Raw genomic sequence first — 16,314 nt, forward strand, 5'->3', positions numbered from 1 at the left:
TGCAAGCTGATCCGCCGCCATCGCGAGCAAGCTCGCTCCCACAAGGGCCAGGTTAGCGTTCCATTAATACAAATCCACCGGATCCACATCCAGCGACCAGCGCACCGACCGCCCGCTGGGCAGTTGTTCCAGTACCAGCAACCAGGCGCTCAGCAACCGATGCAGCGGTGCGCGGGCATTGGCCTGTAATAAAAGCTGTGCGCGATAACGTCCCGCCCGCCGTTCCATCGGAGCCGGCACCGGGCCCAATAGTTCGATCCCGCTGAGGCTCTGTTCCGCCAGCAGGCGCTCGGCCTCGCTGCACGCTTCGTCCAGGAAGCCTTCGGCCTGTCCTGGCTTGTGGGCCTCGGCCCGCAGCAGCGCCAGATGGGCGAACGGCGGCAGCCCGGCGGCGCGACGTTCGCTCAAGGCCTGCTCGGCGAAGGCGAAGTAGCCCTGCTCGGTCAGTTGGATCAGCAGCGGGTGGTCGGCCAGGTGGGTCTGGATAATCACTTTGCCCGGCTCCTCGGCCCGTCCGGCGCGACCTGCGACCTGGACGATCAGCTGCGCCATGCGCTCGCTCGCGCGGAAGTCACCGGAAAACAACCCACCGTCGGCATCCAGGATCGATACCAGCGTCACGCGCGGGAAGTGATGCCCCTTGGCGAGCATCTGCGTGCCCACCAGGATGCACGGCTGGCCCTTCTGGATCGTGGCGAACAGCTGATTCATCGCATCCTTGCGCGAGGTGCTGTCGCGATCCACCCGCAGCACCGGGTAATCAGGAAACAGGATGCCCAGCCGCTCCTCGGCGCGCTCGGTGCCGGCGCCTACCGGACGCAGGTCCACTTTCCCGCATTGCGGGCAGTGCCTCGGTACCGGCTCGGAGTGTCCGCAATGGTGACAGCGCAGTTCGCCGTAGCGCTGATGCACGGTCATCCGCGCGTCGCAGCGTTCGCAGCCGGACATCCAGCCGCAGTCATGGCACAGCAGGGTCGGGGCGAACCCCCGGCGGTTGAGAAACACCAGCACCTGCTGCCCAGCGGCAAGGGTCTGGCCGATGGCTTGCTGCATCGGTCCGGAAATGCCGCTGTCCAGCGGGCGGCTTTTCACATCCAGGCGCAGGAAGCGCGGCTGCTTGGCGCCGCCGGCCCGTTCGTTGAGGCGCAGCAGGCCATAGCGGCCGGTGTAGGCGTTGTGCAGGCTTTCCAGGGAGGGCGTGGCCGAGCCGAGCACGATCGGGATGTTTTCCTGGCGAGCCCGCACCAGCGCCAGGTCACGGGCGTGGTAGCGCAGGCCTTCCTGCTGTTTATAGGAGCCGTCGTGTTCTTCATCGATGATGATCAAGCCGGGGTTTTTCATCGGCGTGAACAGCGCCGAGCGGGTGCCGATGATGATGTCGGCCTCGCCGTCGCGCGCGGCGAGCCAGGCTTCCAGGCGCTCGCGGTCGTTGACCGCCGAATGCACCAGGGCGATGCGCGCATTGAAGCGCTGCTCGAAGCGCGCCAGGGTCTGCGGGCCCAGGTTGATTTCCGGAATCAGCACCAAAGCCTGCTTGCCGGCTTCGAGGGTCTGACGGATCAGTTGCAGGTAGACCTCGGTCTTGCCGCTGCCGGTGACTCCCGCCAGCAGAAAGGCGTGATAACTGTCGAAACCCGCGCGAATCGCCTCGCAAGCGGTCCGCTGTTCGGCGTTGAGCGGCAGTTCCGGCTGGGCCAGCCAGTGTTCGTGGCGCGCGTCGGGGGCGTGCCGGCGGACTTCTACCTGGACGAGATTCTTGGCCAGCAGCAGGTCAAGGCTGTCCTTGCTGAGCATCAACTTGCTCAACAGCTGGTGCGCTACCCCATGGGGATGCTGGGCCAGGGTCGCCAGGGCCTCGCGTTGGCGCGGTGCGCGGGCGATGCGCGGGTCATCCAGCGAAGCGCCCGGCGTCACCGACCAGAATCGCTCCTGGCGTGCCTCGGCCGGTTCGCCCTGGCGCAACAGCACCGGTAACGCCCAGCTCAAGGTGTCGCCCAGGCTGTGCTGATAATACTGTGCGGTCCACAGGCACAGCTTGAACAGCGCCGCGGGCAGCGGTGGCGTGGCGTCGAGCAGCGCCAGGGCCGGTTTGAGCTTGTCGACCGGCACTTCGCTGTGATCGGTGACTTCCACCAGGATCCCGATCATTTCCCGCCGGCCGAACGGCACCCGCAGGCGCATGCCCGGCTGCAACTGGGCGCGTGTTACCCCGGCTGGGGCACGGTAGTCGAACAGACGTCGCAGGGGCGATGGCAGGGCGAGGCGCAGGATGGCGTCGGGCACGCGGGGATCTCGGTAGGCGGATAAATTCGCGAGGCTGAGCGCGATTCAATGTGGGAGCGAGCTTGCTCGCGATGGCGGCGGGTCAGTTTGCATTGACGTTGAATGCCAGACCGCTATCGCGAGCAAGCTCGCTCCCACAGGGATTGTGCTGAGGGCGCGAGCCTAGCAGACGGTTGGTACAAGTTGTAGCTTGCGTGATTAATCTTGTCTGGTAGAATCCGCGGCCTAATTACGTGCGGTATTCAACAATAGTGTTGGGTGGCGGCACGCTAGCCTGAGGAAAACACCATGAAAACCGATATCCATCCGGACTACCCAGTTGTGGCCGTAACCTGCAGCTGCGGCAACAAGTTCGAAACGCGTTCGACCTACGGCAAAGCCCTGGCGATCGACGTTTGCAATGAATGCCACCCGTTCTACACCGGTAAGCAAAAGACTCTGGATACCGGCGGCCGTGTTCAGAAGTTCGCCGATCGTTTCGGTGCTTTCGGCAAAGTTACTCCAAAAGCCTGAGGCTGATCATCTTGGAAAGTCGTTCCGGCTATTCCAGGCTGATGAAAAAGGCGTCCCTAGCGGGCGCCTTTTTTGTGTCTGCGATTTGGCTCTGTGGTGCCCAGGCGGCGTGCCCGTTCCCGGATGGACTGCCCGACGTGGCCGTGCAACGGGTGGTCGATGGCGACACCTTGTACCTCAGCGACGGTCGTCGCATCCGCATGATCGGTCTCAACAGTCCGGAACTGGGAAAGCGCGGGCGTGCGGACGAGCCGTTTGCCGTGGCGGCGCGCCAGCGGCTCGAGGCACTGGTGGCTGCCAGCGCCGGTCGGGTCAGGGTGTCGCCTGGCAAGGACGACCGGGACGACTACGGGCGCACGCTGGCCCATGTCTATGACCAGCAGGGTCGGAACCTGGAAGAGCAATTGATTGCCGAGGGGCTGGGTTACCTGGTTGCGGTTGCGCCGAATGTCGATCTGGTCGAATGCCAGCAGGCGGCGGAGCGCAAGGCGCGGCAAGCCGGCCTGGGGCTATGGAAGAAGTCACCCGTCGTGCGCGCGGAGCAGATCAAGGCCCCCGGTTTTGCGCTGGTCAGCGGCCGCGTAGACAGTGTGCAACGCAATCGCGGCGGGATCTGGATCGAGCTGCAAGGCTCGGTTGTCCTGCATATTGCGGCCAATCTGCAGCGAAGCTTTGACGCTTCGATGCTCAAGGGCCTGGAAGGCCGGACCATCGAGGCCCGTGGTTGGGTTGTCGATCGCTCTCGACGCGGTGCGGCCAGGCCCGGGCAGGCGCGGTGGATGTTGCCTCTGACTGATCCGGCAATGTTGCAGGCAGTGCTCAGGCAGAAATAATTGTAGACATTTTTTGACGTTATTGTATCCATGAAGCCCTTGTGTTTCCTGGTTCTTGGCCCAAAGTCGTAGGGCAGGGCGCTTGACAGCAGTGACTGGTCAGTCTTGTAGGGACTTTGCGAGGCGCGTATCCTCGGCGGTCCGTCTGTCCAACACAGTAAAAAGCGGAATGCCCACATGTCTGATCTGAAAACTGCCGCTCTCGAATATCACGCTAATCCTCGTCCAGGAAAGCTGAGTGTCGAGCTCACCAAGGCCACCGCCACTGCCCGCGACCTGTCGCTGGCCTACAGCCCCGGCGTAGCCGAGCCAGTACGCGAAATCGCTCGCGACCCTGAGCTGGCCTACAAATACACCGGCAAGGGCAACCTGGTTGCAGTCATTTCCGATGGCACCGCGATTCTCGGCCTGGGTAACCTCGGCCCACTGGCCTCCAAGCCGGTCATGGAAGGCAAGGGCGTGCTGTTCAAGCGCTTCGCCGGTATCGACGTGTTCGACATCGAAGTCGATTCCGAAAGCCCGCAGGCCTTCATCGACACCGTCAAGCGCATCTCCATCACCTTCGGCGGCATCAACCTGGAAGACATCAAGGCACCTGAGTGCTTCGAGATCGAGCGCGCCCTGATCGAACAGTGCGACATTCCGGTTTTCCACGATGACCAGCACGGCACCGCGATCGTGACCGCAGCCGGCATGATCAATGCCCTGGAAATCGCCGGCAAGACCCTGCCGGAAGCCAAGATCGTCTGCCTGGGCGCGGGTGCCGCGGCCATCTCCTGCATGAAGTTGCTGGTGAGCATGGGCGCCAGGATTGAAAACATCTTCATGGTTGACCGTACCGGCGTGATCCACTCCGGCCGTGACGACCTGAACCAGTACAAGGCCGTGTTTGCCCACGCGACCGACAAGCGCTCCCTGGCGGATGCGCTGGACGGTGCAGACGTGTTCGTCGGCCTGTCGGGTCCGAACCTGCTGAGCCCGGAAAACCTGCTGCGCATGGCGCCGAACCCGATCGTGTTCGCCTGCTCGAACCCGGACCCGGAAATCTCCCCGGAACTGGCTCACGCCACCCGCAGCGACGTGATCATGGCCACCGGCCGTTCGGACTATCCGAACCAGGTCAACAACGTCCTGGGCTTCCCGTTCATCTTCCGTGGTGCCCTGGACGTTCGCGCCAAGCGCATCAACGAAGAAATGAAAGTCGCCGCCGCCAACGCCCTGCGCGAACTGGCCAAGCTGCCGGTGCCTCAGGATGTGTGTGACGCCTATGGCGGCATCAAGCTGGAATTCGGTCGTGAGTACATCATTCCGAAGCCAATGGATGCGCGCCTGATCACCCTGATCTCCGACGCCGTGGCCAAGGCCGCGATCGAGACTGGCGTGGCCACCCTGCCGTATCCGAAGAACTACCCGCTCAAGAGCGTGGATGACGTGTTCAACGGCTAAGCCGTTGTAGCGCTTCAACAAAAAGCCCCGGCTCGTGTGAGCCGGGGCTTTTTTGTCAGTTTGGTTTGGTGTGAGATTCGAGGGCCTCTTCGCGAGCAGGCTCGCTCCCACATTGGAATGCAATCCCTGTGGGAGCGAGCCTGCTCGCGAAGGCGGACGTGCAGTCGATTAAATGTCTCAGAATACCTGATACATCAAAAAGCCCCGCGCTTCTCTCGAAGGCGGGGCTTTTCGGTGGCGTCCGGTCAGAACAGATCGATCGGCGCTGCCTCATCCGCCGGCAGCGGGCTGCCCGGCGCTACACCGTTGCCCAGCTCATTGACCGACGGCGGCGTGTCTTCGCTCTTGAACAGCTCGAAGTACGCGCCAGGCGTGCCTGGGGTGGCGGCGCGACCGCTGGCCGGGTCGACCCGCAGGCTGAGGATGCCTTCCGGTTCCGGCTGGGTGTGGGGTGGCCGGTCCTTGAGGGCGGCGCCCATGTAGGTCATCCAGATCGGCAGCGCCACGGTACCGCCGAATTCGCGACGACCCAGGCTCTCGGGCTGGTCGAAGCCGGTCCAGACGGTGGTCACGTAATCTCCGTTGTAGCCCGAGAACCATGCATCCTTCGATTCGTTGGTGGTACCGGTCTTGCCGGCCAGGTCGGTGCGACCCAGTGCCAGGGCGCGCCGGCCGGTGCCGAGCTTGATCACATCCTGCAGCATGCTGTTGAGGATGTAGGTGGTACGGCCGTCAACGATGCGTTCGGCGATTGCCGGCGCTTGCGGTACGCCAGGGGCGGTGGTGGCTTCGCCGCCAGTTGCTTTGACTGTGAGGGTCTCGGCGGCGGGGGCGGCGACGCCGTCGCTGGCCTGCTCGCCTGTCGGTACTCGTGGCGGGTTGGCGACAAACAGCGTTTCGCCGTTGCGGCTTTCAATCCTGTCGATGATGTACGGAGTGATCTTGTAGCCGCCGTTGGCAAAGGTGCTCCAACCCGTGGCGATTTCCATTGGCGTCAGCGTCGCGGTGCCCAGTGCCAGGGACAGGTTGCGCGGCAGGTCCTGCTTGTTGAAGCCGAACTTGCTGATGTAGTCGATGGTGCGGTCCACGCCCAGCGCCTGCAGCAGGCGGATCGAGACAAGGTTGCGGGACTTGTACAGCGCTTCGCGCAGGCGAATCGGGCCGAGGAAGGTATTGGTGTCGTTCTTCGGTCGCCAGACCTTGTCGAGGTACTCGTCGACAAACACGATCGGCGCATCGTTGACCAGGCTGGCGGCGGTGTAGCCGTTATCCAGCGCAGCGCTGTAGACGAACGGCTTGAAGCTCGAGCCCGGTTGACGCTTGGCCTGCAAGGCGCGGTTGTAATTGCTCTGCTCGAAGGCGAAACCACCCACCAGCGAGCGGATCGCGCCATTCTGCGGGTCCAGCGACACCAGCGCGCCTTGGGCGGCAGGTATCTGACTGAACTTTAGGGAGTTGTCCGGCTGGCGCTGTACGCGGATCAGGTCGCCGACCTGAGCGACGTCCGACGGCTGCCGCGGGTTGGCGCCCATGCTGTTGGTATTGAGGAACGGACGGGCCCATTTCATGGTGTCCCAGGCCACGTGCTCTTCGGACTCGCCATTGCGGGTCAGGACCTTGATGCCGTCCTTGTCCACCTGAGTGACGATCGCCGGCTCCAGGCTGCTGATGGTGCGCTGCTTGGTCAGCTCCAGGGCCCAGGCTTCCTTGGTCTTGCCTGGCAGGCGCGATTCCGGCCCACGGTAGCCGTGGCGCTGGTCGTAGGTCATCAGGCCTTCATGGAGCGCGGTATTGGCCATTTCCTGCAGGTTGCTCGGCACCGTGGTGGTGACCCGGAAACCTTCGGTATAGGCGTCGCTGCCATAGCGCCCGACCATCTCGGCCCGGGCCATTTCGGCGATGTACGGGGCGTTCACTTCCGGAGTCGGTACGTGATAGCTGGCGTTCAAGGGCTCGTTGATCGCGGCGGTGTAGTCGGCTTCGCTGATCTTGCCGAGCTTGTACATGCGCCCCAGGATCCAGTCGCGACGCTCCTTGCTGCGTGCCGGGTTGGCCAGCGGGTTGAAACGTGACGGTGCCTTGGGCAGGCCGGCGATCATTGCCATCTGCGCCAGGCTCACGTCGCGGATCGACTTGCCGTAATACACCTGCGCCGCCGCCTCGATGCCATAGGCGCGGTTGCCCAGGTAGATCTTGTTCACGTACAGCTCGAGGATTTCATCCTTGGTCAGTTGCCGCTCGATCTGCAGGGCCAGGAGGATCTCGGTGGTCTTGCGCGAGAAGCTGCGTTCGCTGGTCAGGAAGAAATTCTTGGCGACCTGCATGGTGATGGTGCTGCCGCCGGACTGGATGTGGCCGCTCTTGACCAGTTGGCTGGCGGCGCGCATCAGGCTGCCCGGATCAACGCCATAGTGGTTGGCGAAGTTGTCGTCTTCAGCACTTAGTAACGCATTGATGAAATTGGGCGGAATGTCGGCGAAACGGATCGGCGTGCGGCGCATTTCGCCAAATTCGGCGATCAATTTATTGTCGCTGCTGTAGACCCGCAGAGGAATCTGCAACTGAATACTTCTCAGCGCCTCCACGGACGGCAATCCCGGACTAAGGTAAAGAAAGGCACCACTCAGACCCAGGAGCAGTCCGCAGAAAACCGCGACGATGGACCATCCGAAAAATTTCAGCAGACGAATCAAGGCTTTTGGATATCCAGGCAAAGAATGAAAAAGGCGCCAGGTTCAGGGAAGGACCCATGCCAGCAACAAAGCGAAAAAAACGCTGGGCATTATAAGCATTTTTTTTCGTCGGAAACGCCATCCGGACGTCCGTCGGACCGGGGGGATTGAACGCAATTCATATTAGAGAGTCCGTAACTCACGGATAGTCATAGGGAATTGGTAGTGCTACGACTCTTCAATAAAAAAGCCCACACACTTCTGGGGATCGACATCAGCTCGACGTCGGTGAAGCTGCTCGAATTGAGCCGTCAGGGCGATCGTCTGCGTGTCGAGTCCTACGCTGTCGAGCCGTTGCCAGCCAATGCCGTGGTGGAAAAGAACATCGCCGAGCTGGAAGGAGTGGGCCAGGCGCTTTCACGAGTGCTGGCCAAGGCCAGGACACCCTTGCGCAACGTGGCGGTGGCCGTGGCGGGGTCGGCGGTTATCACCAAGACCATCGAGATGGACGCCGGGCTGTCCGATGACGACATGGAGAACCAGCTCAAGATCGAGGCCGACCAGTACATTCCTTATCCACTGGACGAAGTGGCGATCGATTTCGAGGTGGCCGGCGTATCGCCTCGCAGCGCCGAGCGTGTCGAGGTGCTGCTGGCGGCTTGTCGCAAAGAGAATGTCGAGGTGCGCGAGGCGGCGCTGGCGCTTGCCGGGCTGACGGCCCGGGTGGTCGATGTGGAAGCGTACGCGCTGGAGCGTGCGTTCGGCCTGCTCGCCACTCAGCTGGCGGCATCCCAGGAGCGCCTGACCGTGGCGGTGATCGACATCGGAGCCACGATGACCACGCTCAGCGTGTTGCACAACGGGCGCATCATTTATACCCGCGAGCAGTTGTTCGGTGGGCGCCAGCTTACCGAGGAAATCCAGCGCCGTTATGGCCTGACGCCGGAGCAGGCCGGCGTGGCAAAAAAGCAGGGCGGCCTGCCGGACGACTATCTCGGCGAAGTGCTGCAACCGTTTCGCGAAGCGCTGGTGCAGCAAGTGTCGCGTTCCCTGCAGTTTTTCTTCGCTTCAGGTCAGTACAGCGCAGTGGACCACATCCTGCTGGCGGGAGGCACGGCCTCGGTCGCGGGCCTCGACCGTTTGATCGAGCAGCGCCTGGGCACACCTACCCAGGTGGCCAACCCGTTTACCAACATGGCCTTGAGCAGCAAGGTCAATGCCGGTGCCCTGGCCAGTGATGCGCCAGCCCTGATGATTGCCTGCGGGCTGGCCCTCAGGAGTTTCGACTGATGGCTCGGATCAACCTGCTTCCCTGGCGCGAAGAACTGCGCGAAGAGCGGCGCAAGCGCTTTTTGCTGGCATTGGTGGGGGCGCTGGTCGGTGCGGTGGGGCTGACGCTGCTGGCGGCACAGTACCTGAGCAACGAGATTGACTACCAAATGGCGCGCAACGCCCATCTGACCGGGGAAATCGCCGTGCTGGACGAGCGCATCAAGCAGATCAGCGAGCTGAAGGCTCGGCGTCAGCAACTGTTGGAGCGCATGCGGATCATCCAGGACTTGCAGGGCAACCGGCCGGTCAGTGCGCGCATTTTCGATCAACTGGCGCGGACCCTGCCGGATGGGGTGTTTTTCACTGAAGTGAAAATGGAAGAGGGCACGCTCTCCATCAAAGGGGCCGCGGCGTCAAACAACCGGGTCTCGGACCTGATGCGCAACCTCGACTCGTCGGAGCTGTTCGATGCGCCCAGCCTGACGGAGGTCAAGGCCACCACGGCGGGCCAGCTCGACCAGGCCAATGTCTTCCAGCTGACGGTTCGCCAGACCCGTCCGGCCGATGCGGAGGACGCCCAATGAAGCCGGCAGAGTGGTTCGACGCGCTGCGCAAGATCGATCTCAGTGACCTGGACACCAACAATGTCGGTTCATGGCCGACGCCGGTCAAGTGGCTGGCCGGCATCATGCTAGTGATCCTGGTGCTCGGCCTGGGCTACAACTTTGCCCTCAGTGACCTGGAAAACCAGCTGCAGCAGGTCCGTGAGGAGGAGAACACCCTCAAGGCGCAATTCGCCGGCAAGGCGCACATGGCGGCGAACCTGGAGCGCTATACCGAGCAGATGAAGCAGATGGAAACTTCCTTTGGCGTGCTGTTGCGCCAATTGCCCAGTGACACTGAAGTGCCGGGCCTGCTGGAGGACATCACCCGCACCGGCCTGGGCAGCGGCCTGGAGTTCGAGGAGATCAAGTTGCTGCCGGAGGTCACCCAGCCGTTCTACATCGAGTTGCCGATCCAGATCACTGTGACCGGCGGCTACCATGACCTGGCGACCTTCGTCAGCGGCGTAGCCGGGTTGCCCCGGATCGTCACCCTGCACGATTTCGAGATCGCGCCGATGGAGCCGGAGGCGGGGACGAAGCTGCGCATGAACATCCAGGCCAAGACCTACCGGTACAACGAGCAGGAGGCGCAGCCATGACGCCGGTCTGCCGCCTGGGTCTGCTGGTCGGGCTGGTTGCGCTGGCCGGGTGCAACAACGACAACGGTTTCAGTGACCTGGATGCCTACATGAACGAGATGCGCCTGCGCCCGCCCGGCAAGATCGAGCCAATGCCGACCTTCAGGCCTCACGAAACCTTTACCTACAGCGCGGCCAACTTGCGCAGCCCTTTTTCCCGGCAGGTTCCAGTCGATCAGGCTGGTCGACAGCAGGGCTCGCGCAACGTCCGCCCCGACCCGAACCGAGTCAAGCAATACCTGGAAGGCTTCAACATCGAGCAATTCGAGATGGTCGGTACGATCTCCAATGCCAGCGGCTCTTTTGCGCTGTTGCGTGGCGCTGGTGGGGTACACCGGCTGAAGGTCGGAGATTACCTGGGGCGTAACGACGGGCGGATCATCGCTATCAGCGCCACCCAGGTTGAAGTGGTCGAAATCGTTCCCGATGGCCAGGGCGCCTGGCTGGAGCGGCCGCGGACCATTCCCTTGAAAGAGCACTCAATAGTGGAACTCCAACAATGAACAGGATTTTTTCAGCCCTCGGTATTTCGCTATGGATAGCGTTGTTGTCGCCGGTGGTTCATGGCGCCAGCCTGAAAGCGCTGGATGTCGCGGCGTTACCGGGGGACCGGATCGAGTTGAAGCTGACTTTCGACGGGCCGCCGCCCAAGCCCCGTGGTTATACCACCGAGCAACCGGCCCGCATCGCGCTGGATCTGCAGGGGGTGACCAGCCAACTGGCCAGCAAGAGCCGCGACCTGGGCAGTGGCAATGCCCGCAGCGCCACCGTGGTCGAGGCGGGGGATCGTACCCGGTTGATCATCGGCCTTACGCAACTGGCGCCCTATGACACGCGGGTGGAGGGCAACAATCTGTTCGTGGTGGTTGGCAAGGGCGCGACATCGAGAAGCCCGGCCCAACCCGCTCGCCCGGCGACCACCGTCCCTGTGTCTGCCAGGGCTCGCGCCCCGGCGGGCAAAGCCATTCGCGGGGTGGATTTCCAGCGCGGGACCCAGGGTGAAGGCAATGTGGTGATCGATTTGTCCGATCCGTCCATCGCCCCGGACATCCAGGAGCGCGAAGGCAAGATCATCCTCGATTTCGCCAGGACCCAGTTGCCCGAGCCGCTGAGGGTGCGCCTGGACGTCAAGGATTTCGCCACCCCGGTGCAGTTCATCAACGCCAGCGCCGCCTCCGATCGCGCCACCATCAGCATCGAGCCCAGCGGAACCTTCGATTACTCGACCTACCAGACCGACAACAAGCTGACCGTCAGTGTCCGGCCGATGACCGTCGAGGACCTGCAAAAACGCGATACCGATCGAGCCGCCTATAACGGCGAAAAACTGTCCCTGAACTTCCAGGACATCGAGGTGCGTTCGGTACTGCAGCTGATTGCCGATTTCACCAACCTCAACCTGGTGGCCAGCGATACGGTGCAGGGCGGTATCACCCTGCGGTTGCAGAACGTGCCGTGGGATCAGGCGCTGGACCTGGTGCTCAAGACCAAGGGGCTCGACAAGCGCAAAGTAGGTAACGTGCTGCTGGTGGCACCGGCTGACGAGATCGCCGCCCGCGAACGCCAGGAGCTGGAATCGCAAAAGCAGATTGCCGACCTCGCCCCGTTGCGCCGCGAACTGCTGCAGGTCAACTACGCGAAGGCGGCGGACATCGCCAAGCTCTTCCAGTCGGTGACCAGTGCCGAGGCCAAGGCCGATGAGCGCGGCACGATCACGGTCGACGAGCGGACCAACAACATCATCGCCTACCAGACCCAGGACCGGCTCGACGAACTGCGCCGGATCGTGGCGCAGCTGGATATCCCGGTGCGCCAGGTGATGATCGAGGCGCGTATCGTCGAGGCCAACGTCGACTACGACAAAAGCCTGGGCGTGCGCTGGGGGGGCTCGATACAGAACAAGGGCAACTGGAACTCTTCCGGGGTGACCACCGGTGATTCCACCACCATTGGTACGCCGGGCAGCACCAGCACCAACCAGCCATTCGTCGACCTCGGCGCCTCTGGCAATACCTCGGGGATCGGTATCGCGTTCATCACCGACAACGTCCTGCTCGACCTTGAGCTGACGGCCATGGAGAAAACCGGCAACGGTGAAATCGTCTCACAGCCCAAGGTGGTGACCTCCGACAAGGAGACGGCAAAAATCCTCAAGGGCACGGAGATTCCCTACCAGGAGGCCAGCTCCAGCGGCGCCACCTCGGTGTCGTTCAAGGAGGCCTCGTTGTCGCTTGAGGTCACGCCGCAGATAACCCCGGACAACCGCATCATCATGGAGGTCAAGGTCACCAAGGATGAGCCGGACTACCTGAACAAGGTCCAGGATGTACCGCCGATCAAGAAAAACGAGGTCAACGCCAAGGTGCTGGTCAACGACGGCGAGACCATTGTGATTGGGGGCGTTTTCTCAAATACTCAGAGCAAGGTTGTAGATAAGGTGCCATTTCTTGGCGATGTGCCGTATCTTGGCCGCCTTTTCCGGCGTGATGTGGTTTCGGAGAAAAAATCCGAGCTGCTGGTATTTCTCACTCCGCGTATCATGAACAACCAGGCGATTGCTGTGAGTCGTTGATTCTGTGCGAAATTTGATTCTTGTTGGACCGATGGGGGCTGGAAAAAGCACCATCGGTCGTTTGCTGGCCAAAGAGCTGCGCCTGCCATTCAAAGATTCCGACAAGGAAATTGAATTGCGCACGGGCGCCAATATCCCATGGATCTTCGATAAGGAAGGCGAACCGGGCTTTCGCGACCGCGAGCAGGCGATGATTGCCGAGCTGTGCGGTTTCGAAGGCGTGGTGCTGGCGACCGGTGGCGGCGCGGTCATGCGCGAGGCCAATCGTCGGGCGCTGCATGCCGGCGGACGGGTGGTCTACCTGCACGCTTCAGTCGAACAGCAGGTGGGTCGCACCGCCCGTGATCGCAACCGGCCGCTGTTGCGCACCGCCGACCCGGCCAAGACGCTGCGGGACCTGCTCGAATTGCGTGATCCGCTGTATCGGGAAATCGCCGACCTGGTCATCGAAACCGATGAACGGCCGCCACGGATGGTGGTGCTGGAAATTCTCGATCGCCTTCAGCAACTGCCACCCCGTTAATGCGCCGAGCGAAATGCGCTATCCTCGACGTCCCGTTTTGGCTCGACTGGGTTGTGGCGGATGGCCATTAACTGAGACACCGTGGACTTCGTTAATTGCAGGTAGGGATGCCTGATTTCATCTTCACTGTGGGGACACATGCAGACACTTAAGGTCGACCTGGGCGAGCGCAGCTACCCGATTCATATTGGCGAAGGCTTGCTCGACCAGCCCGAACTGCTGGCGCCGCATATCGCCGGACGGCAAGTCGCGATCATCACCAACGAAACCGTCGCTCCTTTGTACCTGGAACGCCTGACTCGCAGCCTGTCGGCTTTTTCCGTCATTTCCGTCGTACTGCCCGACGGTGAAGCGTTCAAGAACTGGGAAACCCTGCAATTGATCTTCGACGGTCTGCTGACTGCACGTCATGATCGTCGCACCACGGTGATCGCCCTGGGCGGCGGCGTGATCGGCGACATGGCCGGGTTCGCTGCGGCGTGCTATCAACGCGGTGTGGATTTCATCCAGATTCCTACCACGCTGCTATCGCAGGTCGATTCGTCCGTGGGCGGAAAGACCGGCATCAACCATCCGCTGGGCAAGAACATGGTGGGCGCGTTCTATCAGCCCAACGTGGTGCTCATCGACACCGCCTCCCTCAAGACGTTGCCGGCCCGTGAACTGTCCGCAGGCCTGGCTGAAGTGATCAAGTACGGGCTGATCTGCGACGAGCCGTTCCTCGGCTGGCTCGAAGAAAACGTCGACCGCCTGCGTGCGCTGGATCAACAGGCCCTGACTTACGCGATCGAGCGCTCTTGCGCAGCCAAGGCTGCCGTCGTCGGCGCCGATGAGCGCGAATCGGGTGTGCGGGCCACGCTCAACCTCGGCCATACCTTCGGTCATGCCATCGAAACCCATATGGGCTATGGCGTCTGGCTGCACGGTGAGGCCGTTGCCGCAGGGACGGTCATGGCCCTGGAAATGTCCGCGCGCCTGGGTTGGATCAGCCAGCAGGAGCGCGATCGTGGTATTCGCCTGTTTCAACGTGCCGGGTTGCCGGTGGTTCCGCCGGAAGAAATGACCGAGGCGGATTTTCTTGAACACATGGCAATCGACAAAAAAGTGATCGACGGTCGTCTGCGTCTGGTGCTGCTGCGCCGCATGGGCGAAGCGGTAGTGACCGACGATTATCCGAAAGAGGTTCTACAGGCCACGCTGGGAGCGGATTACCGCGCCCTGGCTCAGCTTAAAGGTTAATAAGATTCCGATGACTAGTCTGCATGCCGACGAGGCGTTCCTCGGCCATTTCCAATTGAGTCATGACCCTTTCGCTCCACGGGTCCCGGGCTTCAAGTTTTTCCCTGCTCAACGCAAGCCAGTGCTGGGCCAGTTGCACCATCTGGCCCGCTACAGCCAATTGCTGCTGGTGGTCACCGGCCCCCAGGGCAGTGGCAAGACCTTGCTGCGCCAGGCCCTGGTGGCCAGTACCAACAAGCAGTCGGTGCAAAGCGTGGTGGTATCGGCCCGTGGTGCGGGTGATGCCGCGGGTGTGCTGCGCCAGGTGGCCCAGGCTCTGAATGTCGCCCAGGCGGAAATCGGCGCGATTCTCGACCAGATCGTACAATTGGCGCTCACCGGACAGGAAGTCTACCTGCTGGTGGACGATGCCGAACAACTCGACGAATCGGCCCTGGAGGCACTGCTGGCCCTGGCTGCCGGCGCGCCGGAAGGCCGTCCTCATGTGTTCCTGTTCGGTGAGTCGTCACTGATCGCCGAGCTGGACCAGTTGGAGCTCGAGGAAGAGCGTTTCCACGTTATCGAACTCGCGCCCTACACCGAGGAAGAAACCCGTGAATACCTGGCCCAGCGGCTGGAGGGGGCTGGCCGGGGTATCGAACTTTTCACCGCGGATCAGATCTCTGAGATTCACGAAAGCTCGGACGGCTGGCCTGGCAACATCAACCAGGTGGCCCGAGATGCTCTGATCGAAATCATGATCGCCAGCCGCTCAGCGGTGAAGCGTCCAAGTATGGGGTTCAACATGCCGAAGAAACACGTATTGGCGATTTCCGCCGTTGTCGTGGTTGCGGTGGCCGCCGCCTGGCTGATGCCAGGTCGCAACAAGGCACCGACCACCGGCGCACCTGCCAACGAACAGGCACAGCTGCCTCTCGGCCAGGGCACTCCGCAAGCCAACGGCGGTGCGCCGGCGGTGGAGTTCGCCGGCAATACCCAGCCGATGCCGCTGCCGCTGGTCGGCCAGTCGCAACCGGTCATGCGCGGTCCTCTGGCAGAAGCCGCGGGGGGCATCACCGAAGGCGACGATGGCGCGCCGCCGCCGATCGATGACAGCAGCGACGTACCGCCAACCGTGACCACCACCGCACCACCTGCGGGCGTGCCGGCCGGTCCGACACCGACGCCGACACCTGCCCCGGCTGCCAAACCGACCCCTGCGCCTACCCAGGTCGCCACCGCCAAGCCGGCCCCGACCCCGGCCGCCCCAGCGGCCAAGCCAGCACCGGCGCCTGCGGCCAAGCCTGCCGCCACCCCGGCCAAAGCCACGGGCGGTAGCTGGTACGCAGGTCAGGCACCGGGCAACTACGTGGTGCAGATCCTCGGCACCAGCTCCGAAGCCACTGCGCAGAACTTCGTCAAGGAGCAGGGCGGCGAGTACCGTTATTTCAAGAAAGTGCTCAACGGCAAGCCGCTTTATGTCATCACCTACGGCAGCTTTGCCAATCGTGACGCAGCCGTTTCCGCCATCAAGGCCTTGCCAGCGAAGGTTCAGGCTGGTAAACCTTGGCCTCGCACTGTCGCCAGCGTCCAACAGGAACTGGCAGCAACTCGCTGATGATTCGGCGGCCTTACCCAGGCCGCCTCTCCCGGCAACCTCAAAATTTCCGCAAGGGCGGGCGACCTTTCAGGCCGCGCGCCTTGTGGTGTCTGCGTCACAGTAGTGTTTGAGTCGTAGC

13 protein-coding genes are annotated in these 16,314 nt (G+C 62.5%); 11 read left to right on the forward strand and 2 right to left on the reverse strand.

Annotated features, from left to right (window positions below):
- Positions 1-63: 63 nt before the first annotated feature.
- Positions 64-2,283 (reverse strand): primosomal protein N', encoded by a 2,220-nt coding sequence (locus J3P86_RS01935; RefSeq protein WP_434699321.1) that lies wholly within the window; start codon positions 2,281-2,283, stop codon positions 64-66.
- Between the two features lie 288 nt (positions 2,284-2,571).
- On the opposite strand from J3P86_RS01935, the gene rpmE reads away from it, so the two are divergent.
- From rpmE to J3P86_RS01950, 3 genes are all read left to right on the forward strand, one after another.
- A complete protein-coding gene (rpmE, locus tag J3P86_RS01940) occupies positions 2,572-2,796 on the forward strand; it encodes a 50S ribosomal protein L31 (protein ID WP_305497356.1) in 225 nt (74 codons plus the stop codon).
- A gap of 41 nt (positions 2,797-2,837) precedes the next feature.
- Entirely contained in the window at positions 2,838-3,629 is a 792-nt protein-coding gene (locus tag J3P86_RS01945; RefSeq protein WP_434658334.1) for a thermonuclease family protein, read from the forward strand.
- Between the two features lie 177 nt (positions 3,630-3,806).
- A complete protein-coding gene (locus J3P86_RS01950; protein WP_434570160.1) occupies positions 3,807-5,075 on the forward strand; it encodes a malic enzyme-like NAD(P)-binding protein in 1,269 nt (422 codons plus the stop codon).
- Between the two features lie 245 nt (positions 5,076-5,320).
- Here J3P86_RS01950 and J3P86_RS01955 read toward each other — a convergent pair whose 3' ends face one another.
- Entirely contained in the window at positions 5,321-7,765 is a 2,445-nt protein-coding gene (locus J3P86_RS01955) for a penicillin-binding protein 1A (RefSeq protein ID WP_434700596.1), read from the reverse strand.
- A gap of 207 nt (positions 7,766-7,972) precedes the next feature.
- On the opposite strand from J3P86_RS01955, the gene J3P86_RS01960 reads away from it, so the two are divergent.
- The 8 genes from J3P86_RS01960 to J3P86_RS01995 all read left to right on the forward strand — a co-directional run bounded on the left by J3P86_RS01960 (position 7,973) and on the right by J3P86_RS01995 (position 16,193).
- Entirely contained in the window at positions 7,973-9,037 is a 1,065-nt protein-coding gene (locus J3P86_RS01960) for a pilus assembly protein PilM (protein ID WP_434699322.1), read from the forward strand.
- Positions 9,037-9,603, forward strand: coding sequence for a PilN domain-containing protein (locus tag J3P86_RS01965; protein ID WP_434626463.1), 567 nt, complete (start codon positions 9,037-9,039; stop codon positions 9,601-9,603). The genes J3P86_RS01960 and J3P86_RS01965 overlap by 1 nt, the downstream gene beginning before the upstream one ends.
- On the forward strand, positions 9,600-10,223 hold the full coding sequence (pilO, locus tag J3P86_RS01970; protein ID WP_434602584.1) for a type 4a pilus biogenesis protein PilO: 624 nt from the start codon (positions 9,600-9,602) through the stop codon (positions 10,221-10,223). Before J3P86_RS01965 ends, pilO begins: the two co-directional genes overlap by 4 nt.
- On the forward strand, positions 10,220-10,765 hold the full coding sequence (locus tag J3P86_RS01975) for a pilus assembly protein PilP (RefSeq protein WP_434626461.1): 546 nt from the start codon (positions 10,220-10,222) through the stop codon (positions 10,763-10,765). Before pilO ends, J3P86_RS01975 begins: the two co-directional genes overlap by 4 nt.
- Positions 10,762-12,834 (forward strand): type IV pilus secretin PilQ, encoded by a 2,073-nt coding sequence (pilQ, locus tag J3P86_RS01980; protein WP_434626460.1) that lies wholly within the window; start codon positions 10,762-10,764, stop codon positions 12,832-12,834. The genes J3P86_RS01975 and pilQ overlap by 4 nt, the downstream gene beginning before the upstream one ends.
- Before the next feature lie 4 nt (positions 12,835-12,838).
- Positions 12,839-13,357 (forward strand): shikimate kinase AroK, encoded by a 519-nt coding sequence (aroK, locus tag J3P86_RS01985; protein ID WP_181290818.1) that lies wholly within the window; start codon positions 12,839-12,841, stop codon positions 13,355-13,357.
- 138 nt (positions 13,358-13,495) lie between these two features.
- Positions 13,496-14,596, forward strand: coding sequence for a 3-dehydroquinate synthase (gene aroB / locus J3P86_RS01990; RefSeq protein ID WP_434626458.1), 1,101 nt, complete (start codon positions 13,496-13,498; stop codon positions 14,594-14,596).
- Positions 14,597-14,606: 10 nt separating this feature from the next.
- A complete protein-coding gene (locus tag J3P86_RS01995) occupies positions 14,607-16,193 on the forward strand; it encodes an AAA family ATPase (RefSeq protein WP_434626456.1) in 1,587 nt (528 codons plus the stop codon).
- Positions 16,194-16,314: the final 121 nt, after the last annotated feature.

Source organism: Pseudomonas sp. D1-1 (genome assembly GCF_051132225.1).
Taxonomy (GTDB): Bacteria; Pseudomonadota; Gammaproteobacteria; order Pseudomonadales; family Pseudomonadaceae; genus Aquipseudomonas.

Coding starts and splice junctions, on each gene's coding strand:
- rpmE (WP_305497356.1), top strand. CDS start 2,572: ATGAAAACCGATATCCATCCGGACTACCCAGTTGTGGCCGTAACCTGC.
- J3P86_RS01945 (WP_434658334.1), top strand. CDS start 2,838: ATGAAAAAGGCGTCCCTAGCGGGCGCCTTTTTTGTGTCTGCGATTTGG.
- J3P86_RS01950 (WP_434570160.1), top strand. CDS start 3,807: ATGTCTGATCTGAAAACTGCCGCTCTCGAATATCACGCTAATCCTCGT.
- J3P86_RS01965 (WP_434626463.1), top strand. CDS start 9,037: ATGGCTCGGATCAACCTGCTTCCCTGGCGCGAAGAACTGCGCGAAGAG.
- pilO (WP_434602584.1), top strand. CDS start 9,600: ATGAAGCCGGCAGAGTGGTTCGACGCGCTGCGCAAGATCGATCTCAGT.
- J3P86_RS01975 (WP_434626461.1), top strand. CDS start 10,220: ATGACGCCGGTCTGCCGCCTGGGTCTGCTGGTCGGGCTGGTTGCGCTG.
- pilQ (WP_434626460.1), top strand. CDS start 10,762: ATGAACAGGATTTTTTCAGCCCTCGGTATTTCGCTATGGATAGCGTTG.
- aroB (WP_434626458.1), top strand. CDS start 13,496: ATGCAGACACTTAAGGTCGACCTGGGCGAGCGCAGCTACCCGATTCAT.
- J3P86_RS01995 (WP_434626456.1), top strand. CDS start 14,607: ATGACTAGTCTGCATGCCGACGAGGCGTTCCTCGGCCATTTCCAATTG.